Origin of the sequence: Rhizobium sp. YAF28, from assembly GCF_052113285.1 — a bacterium.
Classification (GTDB): Bacteria; Pseudomonadota; Alphaproteobacteria; order Rhizobiales; family Rhizobiaceae; genus Rhizobium.
Genome location: NZ_JBFRCX010000008.1, coordinates 36,440 through 53,584, shown reverse-complemented (window position 1 = coordinate 53,584; position 17,145 = coordinate 36,440). Strand labels below are relative to the sequence as shown.

Annotated in this window: 17 protein-coding genes; 10 read left to right on the top strand and 7 right to left on the bottom strand. The window is 59.3% G+C overall.

The features are described 5' to 3' along the window. Positions 1-4 precede the first annotated feature (4 nt). The 3 genes from AB4Z13_RS19100 to AB4Z13_RS19090 all read right to left on the bottom strand — a co-directional run bounded on the left by AB4Z13_RS19100 (position 5) and on the right by AB4Z13_RS19090 (position 2,733). The gene (locus AB4Z13_RS19100; protein WP_442206518.1) at positions 5-742 is read right to left on the bottom strand and encodes a methyltransferase family protein; all 738 of its coding nucleotides are present in this window, start codon (positions 740-742) and stop codon (positions 5-7) included. Between the two features lie 5 nt (positions 743-747). After that, entirely contained in the window at positions 748-1,509 is a 762-nt protein-coding gene (cmoA, locus tag AB4Z13_RS19095; protein WP_113320986.1) for a carboxy-S-adenosyl-L-methionine synthase CmoA, read from the bottom strand. 201 nt (positions 1,510-1,710) lie between these two features. Next, entirely contained in the window at positions 1,711-2,733 is a 1,023-nt protein-coding gene (locus AB4Z13_RS19090; RefSeq protein ID WP_442206517.1) for a class I SAM-dependent methyltransferase, read from the bottom strand. 812 nt (positions 2,734-3,545) lie between these two features. Between AB4Z13_RS19090 and AB4Z13_RS19085 the strand changes: the two genes are divergently transcribed. From AB4Z13_RS19085 to AB4Z13_RS19060, 6 genes are all read left to right on the top strand, one after another. Continuing rightward, positions 3,546-5,921: a methyl-accepting chemotaxis protein gene (locus AB4Z13_RS19085; protein WP_442206516.1), complete on the top strand. Its 2,376-nt coding sequence runs from the start codon at positions 3,546-3,548 to the stop codon at positions 5,919-5,921. A gap of 299 nt (positions 5,922-6,220) precedes the next feature. Then, on the top strand, positions 6,221-6,538 hold the full coding sequence (locus AB4Z13_RS19080; RefSeq protein WP_113320990.1) for a PepSY domain-containing protein: 318 nt from the start codon (positions 6,221-6,223) through the stop codon (positions 6,536-6,538). Between the two features lie 32 nt (positions 6,539-6,570). Then, a complete protein-coding gene (locus AB4Z13_RS19075) occupies positions 6,571-7,173 on the top strand; it encodes a general stress protein (protein ID WP_113320991.1) in 603 nt (200 codons plus the stop codon). A gap of 87 nt (positions 7,174-7,260) precedes the next feature. After that, positions 7,261-7,764, top strand: a complete 504-nt coding sequence (locus AB4Z13_RS19070) for a ferritin-like domain-containing protein (protein ID WP_113321123.1) — start codon at positions 7,261-7,263, stop codon at positions 7,762-7,764. A gap of 383 nt (positions 7,765-8,147) precedes the next feature. Continuing rightward, on the top strand, positions 8,148-8,726 hold the full coding sequence (locus AB4Z13_RS19065) for a hypothetical protein (protein WP_442206515.1): 579 nt from the start codon (positions 8,148-8,150) through the stop codon (positions 8,724-8,726). Then, on the top strand, positions 8,645-8,881 hold the full coding sequence (locus AB4Z13_RS19060; protein ID WP_442206646.1) for an ATP-binding protein: 237 nt from the start codon (positions 8,645-8,647) through the stop codon (positions 8,879-8,881). The genes AB4Z13_RS19065 and AB4Z13_RS19060 overlap by 82 nt, the downstream gene beginning before the upstream one ends. A gap of 5 nt (positions 8,882-8,886) precedes the next feature. On the opposite strand, the gene AB4Z13_RS19055 is transcribed toward AB4Z13_RS19060, so the two are convergent. Continuing rightward, complete coding sequence (locus AB4Z13_RS19055; RefSeq protein ID WP_442206514.1) at positions 8,887-9,348, bottom strand: response regulator; 462 nt, start codon at positions 9,346-9,348, stop codon at positions 8,887-8,889. A 320-nt stretch (positions 9,349-9,668) separates the two neighbouring features. On the opposite strand from AB4Z13_RS19055, the gene AB4Z13_RS19050 reads away from it, so the two are divergent. Further along, entirely contained in the window at positions 9,669-10,088 is a 420-nt protein-coding gene (locus AB4Z13_RS19050) for a CopG family transcriptional regulator (RefSeq protein WP_113320992.1), read from the top strand. Between the two features lie 27 nt (positions 10,089-10,115). Further along, a complete protein-coding gene (locus AB4Z13_RS19045) occupies positions 10,116-11,390 on the top strand; it encodes an extracellular catalytic domain type 1 short-chain-length polyhydroxyalkanoate depolymerase (protein ID WP_442206513.1) in 1,275 nt (424 codons plus the stop codon). A gap of 289 nt (positions 11,391-11,679) precedes the next feature. Here AB4Z13_RS19045 and AB4Z13_RS19040 read toward each other — a convergent pair whose 3' ends face one another. Together AB4Z13_RS19040 and AB4Z13_RS19035 are read right to left on the bottom strand one after the other, a co-directional pair. Next, positions 11,680-11,919, bottom strand: a complete 240-nt coding sequence (locus AB4Z13_RS19040; RefSeq protein ID WP_442206512.1) for a hypothetical protein — start codon at positions 11,917-11,919, stop codon at positions 11,680-11,682. 63 nt (positions 11,920-11,982) lie between these two features. Continuing rightward, on the bottom strand, positions 11,983-12,690 hold the full coding sequence (locus AB4Z13_RS19035) for a hypothetical protein (RefSeq protein ID WP_113320994.1): 708 nt from the start codon (positions 12,688-12,690) through the stop codon (positions 11,983-11,985). A gap of 167 nt (positions 12,691-12,857) precedes the next feature. Between AB4Z13_RS19035 and AB4Z13_RS19030 the strand changes: the two genes are divergently transcribed. Beyond that, positions 12,858-13,334, top strand: a complete 477-nt coding sequence (locus AB4Z13_RS19030; protein WP_113320995.1) for a hypothetical protein — start codon at positions 12,858-12,860, stop codon at positions 13,332-13,334. Next, positions 13,331-14,668, top strand: coding sequence for a GAF domain-containing protein (locus tag AB4Z13_RS19025; RefSeq protein WP_442206511.1), 1,338 nt, complete (start codon positions 13,331-13,333; stop codon positions 14,666-14,668). The genes AB4Z13_RS19030 and AB4Z13_RS19025 overlap by 4 nt, the downstream gene beginning before the upstream one ends. Positions 14,669-14,964: 296 nt before the next feature. Here AB4Z13_RS19025 and AB4Z13_RS19020 read toward each other — a convergent pair whose 3' ends face one another. After that, positions 14,965-16,725 carry an MOSC domain-containing protein gene (locus tag AB4Z13_RS19020; protein ID WP_442206510.1) on the bottom strand — a complete coding sequence of 587 codons (1,761 nt, stop codon included), beginning with the start codon at positions 16,723-16,725 and terminating at the stop codon, positions 14,965-14,967. Between the last annotated feature and the right edge of the window lie 420 nt (positions 16,726-17,145).

The following is a 17,145-nucleotide window of genomic DNA, read 5'->3' as shown; positions in this document are numbered from 1 at the left end:
CGGATTAGATTTCTTTAAATACGCCACGCTTTTTGAAAGCGCTGACTAAGCCTGTGAGGGCGAGAACGGCCGCAAGCAGCAATACCAGCACGATCGCACGGGCCTCTTCCTGTTCCGTAATCGAGCCGACTGCGACCCTGTAAAACTCGGTTGCCAACAGTGCGATAAAGGTTGACGACACCGTGGAATAGTCCTTCGCCACGACCCGTTTCAGGTTGAACGCCATCCCCCTCGTCGATTCGTCAAAGGCGCCGCGCTTAAATGTCCATCGCGGGACATCTCGGCAGTAGGCTTTGTAGGCTGAGCCGAACTTATCATGGAGGAAAGCCTCTTCGGCGTAGACAATGCACTGGTAGAAAAAGGCAAAGAGAGTACATCCGACCACGATCACGACCGGATTGCCGTGGAAGACGAACAGTCCGACGTAGATCAGCATGTTGCCTACGTAGAGCGGATTTCTGCAGACGCCGAACATGCCCTCGGTGACAAGCTCATCGGCGTAAACACGTTTGTTCAAGCCGCCCCGCCTGATGTAGGCATAGCCAATAACGCTTGCCCGCAAGATCAGCCCACTGACCACGATGAGCAGGGCCAGCGCGTCCTTCGCCTGTTCAAGCGCAGGATTTCCCCATGGCGCGGTCGACGGCGGCGCGGCGATAAAAAGCGCTATGATGATCAGCGGGAAAGCCTGATTGCGATACTTGAAGAGGAACGTGCCGATCCTCAGCATGATGTCTTTCATGATGCTCACTTGATTGCGACGATCCCGCAGAAATTGTACCAGCGGAAGAAGACCTCTGTGCTCTTGAAGCCGACCTCACGAAGGAGCTGGATGTTTTCCTCCAAGCGGTAAGGAATAAGGACGTTTTCCAGCGCCTCCCGCTTCTTCGAGATCTCGATGGTGGAGTAACCGTTCCGTCGCTTGAAATCGTAGTAGTGATCAATAAACAAGCGGTTGAATGTCGTGTCTTCACTGGTCAGCTTTTCAACCAGGAGCAGGCACCCCTGGTCGTTGAGCCCGTCGTAAATCGTCCGCATGACCCGCTCGCGGTAGAGTGGACGAACAAACTGCAGCGTCAGCACCATCGTTACGACGCTTGCCTTCTCAATCGAGAAGCCGCGATGAAGGTCGACCGTGTGAAGATCGATTGAGCGGTTGGTTCCTGACTCGGCAATCTTTTCGGCAGCTTTCTTCAGCATCTCCGGAGCATTGTCGATCCCGACGAAATCGATGTGATTGTCGACTTCACGGTCCAGCGCCAGAAGGGTCGTAGCCGTGGAGCAGCCGATGTCATAGAGTTTCGACTGAGGCTGTGCGAAATCCCTGGCGAGCTCGCAAACCATCCGTTGCATCTCGCCATAAAAAGGAACCGATCTGCTGACCATATCGTCAAAGACATTCGCGACGGTCGAGTTGAACGAAAAGTCGGCAACGGAATCGTGTTCTTCAGCAAAAACTTCGTCTCGCGAATTGGTATGCAATATTAGACGGTTAGACTGTTCGGTCATATCCGCTCCCAGGTCGATGAATGGAAATTGGACGCGTCATTCCCCCGCCCACAATGCGTCACAAAACTTTAACATCGAATCCTGACAATAGGCTGAAAGCGCGGTTGTATTAGACCTCGCGTCTGGTCCTCACGTCCTGGAAAAGCATGATCTGGGCGACCCGGCGCGTGTCGGCCAGGCGGCGCAGGCGACTGTCGCCGGCTATTCAAAAAGAATGAGGCTTGCCGGAGTTGGCGGTAGCGGTTTGACCATGACGCCAGCAAAGCCGGCCAGTCTTGGCATCTCAGTCAGCTCATTTTGCGTATAAGCCTGACCGGCCGGTGTGCCGGCAAGCATCTCCCAGGAGAAGGCCGCGGGGAAAGGCGGCGACACGCCATCTTCGTTAGGCACGAAATCAACCGCGACGATCCGACCATCCTCAGCAAGGCTCGCGATGATCCTTCGCAACAGTTGGGCACATGTCGGCAAATCGAAGTGGTGCAGAAAATTCGGAAGTAGCACGAGATCATAACCCGTGCCCCATTCCACATCGAAGGCACTGCCGGCGATCGTCCGGTACCGATCGGCCACTCCGGCTTTTTCCGCATTCTGCCTCGACAGCTCCAATACGGAGGCCCAGTCGACGGCGACGATCTCCGCCGATGGAAGGGCCTTCACAATTTCGATCCCGAAAACGCCTGGACCTGCAGCGATGTCCAAAACCTTTTTGGGAGGCCTCGGCCAGCCGGAGATCTCGCCAGCCAGTGCCTTGGCGCTCAGTCCGGTAAAGGAGCCCATGCCGCGCGCAAATTTCACCCAAACGGGGTTGTCTGCCGACATGTTCGCAAGCCCGGCCGAACCGCCGTTTCGCACGACGGCGGCCGGATCGCGCAGAAAATTATCCAGTATTTCAGGTGCGGCGGTGAATTCGACGGCAGAGCCCATATAGGCTGGCGAATTGCGATCGAGGAACATTCTGGTCGAGGGTGTCATTCGGTACTGTCCGCTCTCCTTCGTCAGGAAACCATGTACCACGAGGTAGTTGCACAGGATGCGCACTCCACGCTCCGAGGCGCTTGTCGCCGACGCCAGCAATGCTGCCGTTTTGCCCTCGCCGATATGAGTAAAGAGATCGAGCTCGATGGCCGCCCTGATCGCTGCTGTCTTTCGGCATGCAAACAGCGCATCGACCACGAGTTCGGGCGACACTACGCCAGAATGGGCGTCCTCAACACTTGCTTCCATGGTATCCTCCAGAGCCTCGACCGATCTTGCTGGCAGCGTCAGCCACAGAAATTATGCGTATATCCGCATATTCTACAATACATACCGCGCTAACCCTATCAGGTGAACAGGCCTCAATGGCCGAGTTGTCGTGCCGGCCGCCGCCGTTATTCGAGTTGCTCGTCCTCGCCTGCCGGCTGCAGATCGAGCATGGCAACCCGACGGGGCAGCAGATGCGGCCCTTGGCTGACAGAGGCCAATCGATATGCGGGATTGGAGCCCGTGAGGGACGCTGAAATCATATCGGTCGCTGGAGCACAGCTTTGTGAGAAGGGCGTGAGAGGCTTAAGCAAAAGGGGCAACATTGCCCGACGTGGTTGCGGATCTCCTGGACGTACGCCAGCCCATCAGTCCCGCGGGTTCGCCCAAGGAGACAAAGAAGCGCATCGGAGTTTCAGCTTCGCGACGCGCTGGCACGCGCGGGATCCGAGAATTCGGCTTCCGCGTCGGGCTCGCCACGCGTCGCCATGCTCACTTGGCGCGAAACTGCGTTTTCGAAAGCCGCTCAAATCGGTCCCGTTCTATGCTCTGCGCAAGTGGAGGCGATGCTACCTTATCGTCAGATTGTTGCAAATCAACCAGTGAATGGTTGCCCGTTTCATCAGCGAATACCGGACGATACACGCTAAATTACGCCCCTTCGAATATTCCTTAATTCGCAAACGATTTTCGTAACGTTGAGCCACGTCCCGAAATCAGTTCTCGGTTAGAGGAGCCGGGACGGAATAGATCGGGGTGCGATCGATCACATGCCCGCTCGAGGAGGCAAGCGCATGCAGTTCAAATCGGCTACCGGACGCAATATTTTCTCCGTGGCGGCCTGCGGTGTCGTCGCCACGATCGCTGCATCGGGCGTCCTTTCTTATATCGCCTACAACGATATGCGCAAATCGAACCTCGACCAGATGCTCCAGATCGCTGCCACCAACGCGCTCAACGTTGAGAAATCCATGAGCGTGGCGCTCAATATCGTCAACGGGCTGGAAACGTCGCTATCGACGATGAAGGAAAGTGGAAACTCGGACCGCGCGGCCGCCGACGCCCTGCTTAGGAACACGCTGCAGGACAATCCGATGGCGCTTGGCGTTTGGAGCGGCTGGGAACCGAATGCCTTCGACGGCAAAGACAACGATTTCGTCGACAAGGAAGGCCACGACGCTACGGGACGCTATGTCCCCTACTGGGTACGCAGTGGCGACAAGATTCAGCACACGCCGCTGGTCGATTATACCGTGTCGGGCGCCGGCGACTACTACCAGCTTCCCTTTGTTCAGAAAAAGACCGTCGTCATCGAACCCTATGTTTACGCCGTCGACGGTAAGGACGTGCTGATGACCTCGGTTGCCAAGCCGATCATGGTCGAAGGCAAGGCGCTCGGTGTGGCCGGCATGGACATTTCGCTCGACGATGCGAACAAGGCGATCTCTGCGGTCCACCCGATGGAGACCGGCTATCTCAGTCTCGTGACAGGCGCCGGCAGCATCATCAGCCATCCCTCCGCCAAACTCGCAGGCACGAATATCAACGATGGCGGCGACCTGACAGCCGGTTGGGATCGGTTGATCGCAAGACCCGGTGTCGAGCAGGAGATCGCAGGCCCCGACGGCCAGGCCTATTTTTCGGTTGCCTATCCGGTAAAGCTCACGAATGACCTGAACTGGTATGCGGTCGTCTCGGTGCCCAAATCCACGGTCTTCGCCCAACTGAATAACATGGTCTGGAGCGCAGTTGCGATCACGGCTGTCGCCGCTTTCCTGCTCGGTCTCGCAGGCTGGCTCATTGCCCGCAGATTCATCCGCCGCATAGAAGGCGTGATCGCCGAGACCGATCGTATCGCCCATGGCCAACTCGACGTGCAGCTGAGCGACAAGAATGCCAAGGACGAAATCGGCGACCTGTCACGCTCCCTCGGCATCCTGCTGGAAAGCAATCGTCAGAAGATCAAGCTCGAAGTCGATGCGGAAACGTCACGGGCTCGCGAGGAGGTCGAACGGCAGGAACGTTCCGTCCTCCATGCCGCCCGTGAGGATTCGATCAAGTTCGCGGTGAGCGAACTCGGGAACGGACTCGCCGGCCTTTCGAATGGAGACATGACCGTGCGGCTGGAAAAGCCATTCACTGACTCCCTTGACGAGATCCGCGTCGATTTCAACGCATCTGTGGAAAAGCTCCAGGCAGCCCTGATTTCCTTCTCCGAAAACGCCGCCATCATCCAAGCCGGTTCCGAGGAAATCCGCTCGGGCGCCGATGATCTCGCGCGCCGCACAGAGCAGCAGGCGGCTTCCGTCGAGGAGACGGCCGCCGCGCTCGAGCAGATCACGACGTCCGTCAAGGACTCCACCCTTCGCGCCGAGGAGGCGGGGGCTCTCGTTGGTCGGACCAAGGAAGGCGCGGAAAAGTCCGGGGAGGTGGTGCGCAGTGCCGTTGAGGCCATGAGAGGCATCGAGCAATCCTCTCAGTCGATCTCCAACATCATCGGCGTGATCGACGACATCGCCTTCCAGACGAACCTTCTGGCCCTCAATGCCGGCGTTGAAGCGGCGCGCGCTGGGGAAGCCGGCAAGGGTTTCGCCGTCGTCGCACAGGAAGTGCGTGAACTCGCACAGCGCTCGGCGGCGGCAGCCAAGGAGATTGAGGCGCTGATCACCTCGTCCGGCGACCAGGTCAAGCGTGGCGTCAGCCTGGTCGGCCAGACGGGCAAAGCACTGCAGGCGATCGTCGCCGAAGTGCAGCAGATTGACATCAATGTCCAGGCGGTTGTCCAGGCCGCCCGCGAGCAGTCGACGGCTCTCATGGAGATCAACATGGCCGTCAACCAGATGGACCAGTCGACCCAGAAGAATGCCGCAATGGTCGAGGAATCGAACGCCGCCTCTCATACGCTGGCGACGGAGGTATCTGCTCTCTCAGGGCGTCTGGCCCAGTTCAACCTCGGCCAGGCGACAAAGGCAGCCTCCGCCGCTCGTGCGGCTACCAGGCCGTCGGCGCGCCCGGTCGCGACGCTTATTGCGCATAGAGCGGTTCCCGCCTCGACCACCAACAATAAGCCCGCTGCCTCGCCAGCCCGCACACTCGGTGGGAAGCTCGCAGTCGCGTTTGGCACGTCGCCAGCACAGGTGACGACCGAGGGCAACTGGGAAGAGTTCTAGACGCGGTGCGCGCCATGTCTGCATGGCGCCCGATTGGCAATGTGATGTTGACCGGTGCTTGATTTTTGCTGGTCGGATGCATTCATGTCTCCGGCCCGTTTACGTATTCGGTATGGCAGTTGGCCCTGATCTTGTCCGCTTGAACCGATCCCCATCAGGTTCATCTAAGGCCTCATCTTTTCTGACGTGCGAAGGTCGGCACGCCGCATATTCCGGGAACGTGCACGGAACTTATACTGGCTGGATAGGTTGTCTCTTCACGGCCGTGTGAACCCGGTCAGAGAAAGAGAAAAACCTCAATGAAAAATATGATCCTAGCGGCGGCGCTCGTCGGGGCGTCGGCACTGACTGCTGTCGCACAGACGGCCCCTGCTTCCTCCACCGATACCACAACGCCCCCCGTCGCAACGACCGATGCGAAAAACCCGGATGCCCCAGTCGCAGGCGCAAACAGCTTCACCGAGGCTCAGGCCAAGGAACGCATCGAGAAGGCCGGCTTTTCCGAAGTCAAAAACCTCAAGAAAGACGACAACGGCATCTGGATGGCAGCAGGCACGAAGGACGGCAAGGCCGTCATAGTCGCCCTCGACTATCAGGGCAACGTCGTCGCGAAGTAGCGCCACGCCTCAAATTCCCAAGGATATCTCTCATGAAAACCATTACTGGACTTTTTGACGACTACACCGATGCGAGTTCTGCCGTCAGCGCGCTTGAAGCAACCGGCGTTCCCTCGAACGACATCAGCATCGTTTCCAACAACGCGGACGATCGCCACTCCACTAACGGTGCTGCGACCGGAGCGGAATCCGGCGCGGGCCTCGGTGCCGTCGTCGGCGGCGCCGGCGGTCTTTTGACCGGGCTCGGCATTATGGCCATTCCAGGCGTCGGTCCTGTGGTTGCTGCCGGCTGGCTTGCCGCAACCGCAGTCGGTGCCGTGGCGGGCGCAGTAGCCGGCGGCGCGGCCGGCGGACTGATCGGAGCATTGACCGGCTCTGGGGTGTCTGAGGACGACGCCAACTTCTACGCCGAAGGGGTCCGTCGCGGCGGCACTCTGGTCACAGCCAGGGTCGATGATGCCCTTGCTCCGGAAGCCTCAGCGATCCTGAAGCGTTCGAACTGGGTCGATCCTGCAGAACGCAAGGCCGCTTACAATGAGCAGGGCTGGACACGCTTCGACGACACGCTCGACCCTTACGGACCGGAGCAGATCGAACAGGAACGCGACCGCTACCGTCGCCCTCCGACGGCTTGATCCAATGCACGGCTGCCTCACGGCAGCCGTGAACGTGACCGGAGCCCCGGTCCCACAGAAATTATTGCAAACCCCGAGGAGCCAATGATGGCCAAGCAAACCAAAACACTCGACGTCCTGTTTCACGACACCTTGAAGGACGTCTATTTTGCCGAAAACAAGATCGTTGCGACGCTGCCGAAAATGCATGCCGCAGCCAGCAGCAAACAGCTTAAGGACGCCTTTACGAAGCACCTTGCCGAGACCAAGGTGCAGGTCACCCGTCTCGAAGATGTCTTCAAGATCATCGGCAAAAAGCCGGAGCAGAAAACCTGCGATGCGATGATGGGCATCATCAAGGAAGGCGCAGAGATCATGGACGAGTATCAGGGCACGCCGGCACTCGACGCCGGCCTTCTTGCCGCCGCCCAAGCAGTCGAACATTACGAGATGTCGCGCTATGGCACCCTGCGCACATGGGCACTCGAGTTGGGAATGAAGGATGCCGCCAAGCTGCTGCAGACGACGCTCGACGAGGAACAGGCGACTGATATTGCTCTCACGTCCATTGCGACAAAAGTCGTCAATCAGAATGCCGAAAAGGCCGCCTGACGCCCTGACGAAACCCGTCAGCCATCACCCCACGGTCACCGCCGCATCGTCGGCGGTGACGGCCAAGGCAGTCGAGGCACCCAATGAAAGGGAACTCTCCGATGACCGAAATCCATGAGCTGCAGGGCCAGATAACGGAATTAAACACAGTTGTCGCCGCGACCATGCTGCCCATCGAGACGTGATCAAACAGGCGACGGCTCGACAGGACGCCGAACTCAGGCATTTGAAGGCCACTCTGAACTTGGACTAGGATGATGACGTGGTCGGTCGGCTGAGAATACGTTCGTCGTCGTCACCTCATCGTCATCCCGCCTATGTCTCAATGAAACGACTTCCTCACTCCAAGATTGTAAAAACAACGCTACAGAAGAAGCGATACCATGGATGACATCCAGGTAGACGTCCAGGCTATCGGCCGGATGGCGGAGGTGCCGACGATCCTCGAAGTCATCTGCAAGACAACCGGGATGGGGTTTTCTGCGGTCGCTCGGGTGACGGACATTCGCTGGATTGCATGCGCCATTCTCGACAATGGCGATTTCGGGCTGAAGGCTGGCGGGGAGCTCAAGGTTGAGTCGACGATCAGGCACGAGATTAGGCAAAGTCACGATTTCATTGTCGTCGACGACGTCGACGAGAGCCTACCTTACCTACCATATCGCGGCCATCACACGCCTGCGATCTACGGCCTGAAAAGCTATATCTCCGTGCCGATCATCAGAGGCGACGGCAGCTTCTTTGGAACGCGCTGGGCCATCGACGCGGCACCTCACAAGGTCGACAATTCCGTGACGATAGGGATGTTCCGGCTATTCGCCAAACTGATTGTGAGTACCTTGGGTAATAATGCCGATCTCGTGGCGACCGCAAAAAGCCAATCGAAATCGGCGCGACGACGACCGGAGGCCGTCTGGAACTCTGGGTCGCCAACAGTGGCCAGCCGATATCAGACAAGGTGAAGACGACACCGTTTCGGCCCTTTTTCCGGGGCGAAGTCCGAAGCAGCCAGCATGGTCTCTACATAGCGAGCGAGATCGCCAGAGTGCACGGGGGAAAGCTCTCCGTAAATTCGGACGAGTCCGAGACACGATTCACATTGATGATGCCCCTATAGGCGCGTCAGCGCAGGTCCAACAAACAGCGTGAGCGCCCTGCCCCGTAGTCTGAGCAGGGCGATGCCCAGGATTTGCTTGGTCCGTCCGGGGAGTGCTCCTGCAATGTTTCAAGAAGGGTCTCGGCGGAAAACGGCTTCCGTATGAAGCTCTCATTGCCCGGGAGCTTGCCCTCCTTCGGCGCTCTCGCTCCGGACGCGACGACGACCTCTATGTTCGGCCACCGCTCGGCGATCTTCCTCGCCAATTCAAAGCCGTCGAGATCACCACCCGTCTGCACGTCCTTAAAGAGCAGCTGGAGCGAGCTATATTTCTCGAGAAACGCCAGAGCTTCGTCAGCCGTGGCCGCCTCTACGACATAATATCCGGCATCGGAAATGATGTCGGCGATATCCATCCGTATCAACGGTTCGTCATCCACGACGAGTGCGATAGGGCCCGGAATCTTGTCGAGTTTCTCTTTGTCCATGCGCGGTAACACCATCCGTAAAGCCTTATTCCAAGCTTTTGATATAATTCCCAAAGCAATCAGGGCGGGCGCGATTGCAAAAATCGAGATGACGGCGAAATCCCCCTTCCGGGGTCGAACGAGCCGACCGCCGCCTCGACAACAGGACTATCGCGACACGGGAGGCAGGAGCGATCAGCCCTTGAGGGTCAGAATGAAGATCCGAGCGATCTCTACCAAACATTCACGGTTGGCGTCTTATTTTCGAAGTTTATAACTTGAAAGCCTTGCAAACCATCCATAGGACATCCATATGGCATCTATATGGATGGTGGATGATGATGGCTGACGGCGTTTACAAGCTTCGCGACAAAAATAGCGAGTCGGAAAAAATCACGATCAATCTCGGCTACGTCGATCTTGGTCGTATCGACCTTCTCGTGCAGGAGGGTTTTTATTCCAATCGCAGCGATTTCATACGAACAGCGATTCGAAACCAGCTTGCCAGCGAGAGTGAGGCTGTCAAACAATCCACCATCAGGCAAACGCTGGAACTTGGCCTAAGGGACTACAGCAAGGCTGATCTGGAAGCGATGAAGACCGCTGGAGAAAAGCTTGAGATCAGGGTGCTTGGACTGGCCCGGATCGCCCCGGACGTCACACCCGAACTCGCTCTTGCGACAATTGAATCGATCACCGTACTTGGCGCGCTTCAGGCGAGTGCGGAACTGAAATCGGCATTGGCCGAACGTATTCGCTAGGCTAAGGCCCGACCACAAGGACATCCGATGAACAATTTCCTCATTGCCATGAGGCGTGCGACGTCGTTGACGCGATCCTTCAATCTCGCCGAGGCAACCCGCGTGATCCAGGATGCACTCGCTAGCCGACCGATCTCCGGCGCTCATGCCTTAACGGAACCCGACATCTCGGACGCTGCACGAGCGCATCATTCGAAACCTTTTCAGATAGATCCGAACGCCGAGATCATCGAGCCTGAAACACCGCAAGCAGCCGGAGCCACGAACCCGCTTGAGGGTGTTGGATTTAATCGGCTGCGAAAGCCCCTTGGCGAGACACTTAGCATCCTGCGCGAGGGACGGGCAGGCGCATTCGCTTCTGTGCCGGGCCTGGGCCCGCACAAATCGATACCTGAACTCTCTGCTGCTGTGCCGTCGGGGGCACGATTTCTGGCACGATCCTATGCCTGCGCGGCCGGCATCCGAAGCTACAAACTCTACATACCGGCACCCAAACAGGGCGAGCCACGTGGATTGGTCGTCATGCTCCACGGCTGCAAACAGGGCCCGGACGACTTCGCCACAGGCACTGGCATGAACGCCGTTGCAGAGGCGCATGGCCTCCTCGTTGCCTATCCCCAGCAGACCGGAAAGGACAATGCCTCGTCCTGCTGGAACTGGTTCAGGCCCTCTGATCAAAAGCGCGATGCAGGGGAGCCCTCGATCATTGCGGGGATTACCGCGGAGATCATGGCGGAATTCCACCTCGATCGCAGTCGGGTTTTTGTTGCGGGACTGTCAGCCGGCGGCGCCATGGCCGCGGTTATGAGCGAGACATATCCCGATCTTTACAGCGCCGTGGGCATTCATTCCGGACTGGCCTGCGGTTCGGCAAACGACGTCATGTCGGCCTTCTCCGTCATGAGAGGGGATGCGCCTCTCAAATCTGATCCAAAACCCCGCAACCGCTCGACACCGGAGGTTCGCACGATCGTGTTTCAGGGTGGTGCAGACCGCACGGTCCATCCCTTAAATGCTGAGCGGATAGTCGCGGCGGCCATTCCGCCAGAACCCACCAGGACAATTCAAACTCATACCGGCCGCTCCCCCGGTAAGCGTGCCTACACCAGAAAAATTGTTACAAATGCGCAAGGGTTGCCGGCGCTAGAATACTGGCTTGTCGAAGGCGCCGGGCATGCCTGGTTCGGCGGCGACGCTCGCGGATCGTACACAGACCAGCGCGGGCCGGACGCAACAAATGAGATGGTGCGTTTTTTCCTCGAACCTGGCAACGCTTCGCACGAAAATGTGGCCGCCGAATAGGCTCGGCGCAGCGGCGCGCGAGCGCGGTGCATCCGGAACATGGATCCTCGAGTTGCTCGGCCCACGTCAAGGGCAGCACATTGTTCGTCACCGCTGAGAAAGTGCCCGATGGCGGCAAGTGGCCGTATTCCATCGCAGACGATTTAGGTGATGGCCAGCATCGGTATCGCATAAATCGTTCGGGGTCGCGTATGGCCATTGCCCATCTTGAAGGGATTCTAATCGACGGCCCAAACAGCGACCGTTCCGGTTCGACGCGACTTGGATCGATTGATCGCCAGCGCTTCTCTCACCTCCCAAGCCGCGCCAGTGACATTGCGATATCGATGGTGTCGTCACGGGCGACGGTCGGGTCTTCCCTGTTCCAGACGAGGCGGTGGTGAGGCGTCGGAGGTTTTAGCCGGACGAGCGCATCAACCCGCTCGGCTACCTCCTCGGCCGCGACCGCGTACAGCATGGGACAGTGACGGCAATCGCCGCGATGCGGACATACGGCCGGGATGGCGACTTCGCCATTTGGTTTGCACATAGGTCTTCTCCGGAAATTCTGGACCGGCAGCGGGCGAGCCTTCTCCCGCCCGCTGCCCGCCTTTCAGGCTGCCAGTTGCAATGCGCCGGCGAGCTGCGCGAAGTCGCCGACCGAAAGGGCGGGGCGGACGGCGAAATCGATGACAGCTTGGAAGACTTCCGGTGGCGCATCCTTCTTCATGGCTCCGAGCAGCGCAGCACGTTCGGCCGGATTGATCGCCGGGATCATGATGCGCATAAAGGCCATGCTCTTTTCCGGCGGCAGGGAAGCGATGATCCGCATCTCGATACCCAGCATTTCATCGTCGGTGAAGTTGCGCCACAGAAGTGGGCCAGTCACCGTTTCCTCCTCGTGCATATGCGCGAAGTCTTCAGCGATGTAAGCGGCGAAGGCGAGGTAAAGCTTACGCCCACAGGCCGGCTTGTGTAGCGGCCAGGCATTTTCCCAGGCGACGATCAGTTCTTCCAGTTCACGGAAGGCAGTGCGGTGGTCGTCGTGCTGTTCGTCGAGCGTGGTGGTGGAAAGGCCCTTGGCGGCGAGCGCTTCGTGGATGTGGTCATCTTCATGACCGACGTGGGAGGCGGCGAGCATCAGGTAGTGGCGCAGGTCCTCGATCAGGAAGCCGGTCTCCTCGGCATTGTGGAAATCGGCCGTGCCGAGGCGTCCAAGCAGGTCACAGCCGGCCTTGCGCAGGCCCTTGTGGACGGCGCCGTAGATATCGTAACGGCTATTGAGATCGGGAATGCTGGTAAGCGAAAATTCGCGGCTCATGACTGGTTTTCCTCTCTTTGGCCGACGCCGCGTCTCTGTGCGCCGGCGATGGGGAGGGGATAGTCGAAGTGCCTGCGAAGAGCTTCCTAAAACCATCCTAAGCGATAGTCGCGATTGCTAAGAATATACTATCTACTTAATGTGACTTCACAGTAGGGAGAAAAGCATTGCTGGGCTCGAAACTTGCGGAATTCATCGAAAGCCCCGTCATGATGCTGTTTGCGACGCGCGACGGGAGCGGCCGACCAATGATCGGCCGCGGGTCAGGCGTGCGCTTAGACCGGTCGAGCGGATATCTGCAATTTCTTGCCTCGCGCTGCCAGTGGCCGAGGGCCGTGGGCGAGGCGTTGGTCGGGCGCCCGATTGCCACGACCTTTGTTCGGGCGGCCGATTACAAGGCCTGTCAAATCAAGGGCCAGATCCTGGATGTCGGACCCGCAGACGCCGCCTGCCAGACGCTGGGCGAGGCCTATGTCGCCGAGCAGCTGGCGCGCATGCTAGCGCTCGGGGTCACCCGCATGCAGCTTTCCAGCACGCTGTCCGACCAGGATCTTGTCTGCCTCACGATTGAGCCGCAGGAAGTCTTCGAGCAGACGCCGGGGCCGGGCGCCGGACGCAGGCTGACGCCGGAAACCATGGCATGATCCCTCTCGAGCGGCTGCGCGACAGTTTCGAAGGCGTCATCCCCTCCGTTATCGCCACCACCGATGCCAATGGCATGCCCAACGTCTCCTATCTCTCGCACGTGCACTATGTCGACGAGACACATGTGGCGCTTTCCAACCAGTTCTTTTCCAAGACTGCCGCCAACGTGGCGCGCAACGGGTTCGCGACCGTCATGGTGGTCGACGGCTATAGCGGCCAGCAACACGTGCTCGACCTTGTTTTCGAGCGCTCGGAGACGGAGGGCGAGGCCTTCGAACGCGTGGCAGTCCATCTCGCGATCCTCGAAAGCCGGATGAGCGGGATCATGAAGCTGCGCGCCCTCGACATTTACCGGGTGGAGGACTGCCAGCCGGTCCCGGCCGCCAATCCGCTCGTCGCGCCCGAGCCGCTGGTGCTGCCCGACCTGATGGGCAAGGTGGCGAGGCTTGCGGCGTGGATGTCGGGCTGCGTCGACCCCGAAACGCTGCTCGACATGACGCTTGAGGGGCTGGCCGAGCACTTCGGCTATGGCCATTCCATAGTCCTGGTGCCGGACGGTGAACGCGGGGACCTGACGACGATTGCCAGTCGTGGCTACGAGCAGTTCGGCTTCGGCGCCGAGGTTGCGGCCGGGAGCGGCATCATCGGGGTCGCCGCCGAGCGCAGGAGCGCCGTCCGGATCACCGATCTCAGCCGCGGCCAGCGTTACGTCCAGGCGGTGCGGGTTATGGCCGGTATCGAGGAGACCGCCTCCATCCCGCTGCCGGCTCTCGAAAAGCCGCTGAGCCAGATCGCTCTGCCGCTGGTGGCGCACTCGAGGCTCGTCGGCGTGCTTTTCCTGGAGTCGACGGAACGCTTCACCTTCCGGCACCGCGACGAGGAGGCGCTGACAGTAGTGGCGGCGCACATCGCCACCGCCCTCTCCTTCTTGTCCGATGAGCGCGAGCGGGCCGAGACGGGCCGGCGCGACGGGGCCGGCCCACAGGTGGAGCAGGTGCCGGCCGGTCGGCGGATTGCGGTGCGCTTCTACCAGCGCGATGGCTCGCTGTTCGTCGACGACGACTACCTAATCCGCGGCGTGCCGGGGCGGCTGCTGCTGCACTTTCTCGAAGACTACACCCGTAGCGGCAAACAGGAGTTCCTGAACCGCGAGATCCGCCGCGACCGGCGCTTGCAGCTGCCGGATTTCAAGGACAACCTGGAGACCCGGCTGATCCTGCTGCGCCGGCGGCTGGAGGAAAAGGCCGGGCCGATCAAACTGGAACGTGCCGACCGCGGCCGCCTGCGATTGACGCTCGCTGGCCGGCCGGAGATCGAGGTGATCGAGGAGTAAGCCTTCCGCACTTTCTTTCGCCAAGGCAGCCACATTGGCGCTGTTTCGGGTGCAGCGAACCAGCCGGCGTCGGTGCTGACCGTCACCATCCTTTTATAGCCACCTCCATCTCGCAGGTGAGGCTGACCTCGTCCTTCCGCTTGGCGACGATCCGTAGGCAGAAGCTGCCGCGACTGAAGACAAGCACCACCGGACAGCGGCCTCGACGCTTGGAAAGTATCCGGCGCTTTCCTGAGTGATCGCCCGCAATCGGCGAAAACTGCTCGGTCACAATATCTTATCGCATCCCGGCTCTGTCACATATCGATGACGAGCTCGCCTTTCGGCCGCGAGCAGCACAGGAGCAAATTACCGTCCGCCGGGGCATCGATCGGATCGGGACGGTAGCACACTGCACCGGAAATCAATCCGGTCTCGCAGGTGTGGCAGACGCCTGTCCTGCACGACCAGCGCACGGGCACGTCACATGCCTCCGCGAACTCCAGCAGATTGTTGAATTTGGGGTTCCAGGCGACGCTAAGACCACTGCGGGCAAACGAGATCAAGGCGCCTTCACCGGGAGGTCCGTCCGGCTGATGCGGTTGCCGGCTCGGCGAGGCCGCGATCCCTGGAGTGATGGACGAGGCCGATCCGAACATTTCGGTATGAATTCTGCCTCGCTCCACTCCGAGCTTCTCAATCCCTGCTGCAAGATCGTCCATGAAGCTTGCCGGTCCGCAGAGATAGAAGTCGCCGCCCAGCGGCAGGCGCAGCGACTGGATGACCGCCAGATCGAGACGAGATCGTCTGTCGTAGTTAATACCTGGCTTATCGGCCGGATCGGGTGCGCTGTAGCAGACAAGGCTTTGGGCATCCGGAAGGATTTGTAGTAGCCCTCTCACTTCGACCGCAAACGGATGTTCTCGTCCATTCCGTGCGCCATGGAGCCACAAGATTTTTCTGCCCGAGCGATCGACTGCCAGGGCGTGGAGCATGGCAAGGACGGGCGTCGCGCCAATACCCGCGCTGAGGAGGACGATCGGCGTTTCGCCCTCGGCCAGCGTAAAGCTGCCGCGCGGAGCGCTTACCTGCACCACCTCGCCGAGGCCTAGCTCGTCATTGACATAGGCGCTGGCTGCGCCGTGAGCTTCCCGCTTGATGCTCACTCTGTAATAGGCGTGATTTGACTGGCCCGACAGGGAATAGCTCCGCAGTAAGAGAGGAGCCCCTCTGGGCTGGAAACCGAGCACGATGAACTGTCCTGGAAGGAAGTCGGGCAGCCGCTTTCCATCCGTCGGCTCGAGCTCAAGAGACTTGACGCTTTCACTCTCGAGCGACATGCGCGACACTTTGAACGAGCGAAATCCCTCCCACGCCGGCCCGGGATCGTTCACCCCCGTAAGGCCAGCGTTTCCAGGCGAAGCCCCGTTTTTTGGAGATTGCTCCAGCAAGGACTGAAACGAGCGACGCCAACCGGGACTTAATGCGCTGATCCGCAATGCACGTTCCAATCGATCGCGCGGATGACCAGGCTTGTAGAGAAGATCGTTGATGGCGGCGACCGTCATACTGTCCTCTGCCGATGCCACGTGTTCGACTTCGTCACCCTCCTGAACTTTTCCTTCCTTCAGGACACGGAGGTAGAATCCCGGTCTCCCGTGCGAAACCAGCAGGGCAGCCATTTCCGGCAGCTCCATCCGAATACCGAGCCGATAGCACGTGACGCGAGGCTGGCTCACCTCGAAGACAGCGTCGCCGATGCGGTAGCGGTCGCCGATGCAGACTTCAGCGTCCGCAAGACCGTCGACCGTGAAGTTCTCGCCGAACTGACCGTAGACGAAATCACGTCGGCCCAGATGTTCCTCCCAATACCGGTAGGAATCCATCTGATAGACATAAACTGCGCGGTTCTCGCCACCGTGGCCAGCGCGATCCGCCTGGCCGTCGCCGTCGATATTGAGGCTGCGCACCATGCAAGGTCCTTTGACCGGCGTCTTCCAAATCGCCGTGTTCACCAGCCTCCCCTGCCACTCGACATCGCGTGGCAGGCCGACGTTGACCGAAAGCAAATGAACCATAACCTTCCCTTTCGAAGTTCATGACGAGATTTGTCTGCCAGAAGAACCGTCGCCCATGAGCTTGAAAATCCGCCCATGATGACCAGCAATCTCGGGTTCAAAAAAAGCTCAGTGCATCGCGCTCAAAGATTCCCGCTTCCTCTTTGTCCATAAGTGCTGAGTATCTGACCACAACGGCGGCCAGGATTGCAGAGAATTTGCGCTCCATGTCTTGGCTCCCAACATGAACTCCGCGCTACAAACCGTACATGATTTCGCCGCATGTTTCACGCGCGCCCGAATAGTCGCCCCCGAGGAGCGGAGTTACAATCCACCAAAGCGTGGTGGTGCTCCAAGCCTCCAAGGCCTCGTTTCACTCGAATCGATGCCAACTCATCTGATCCGCCATTGGATCAGCAAAAGCGTCACACCCAACAACAG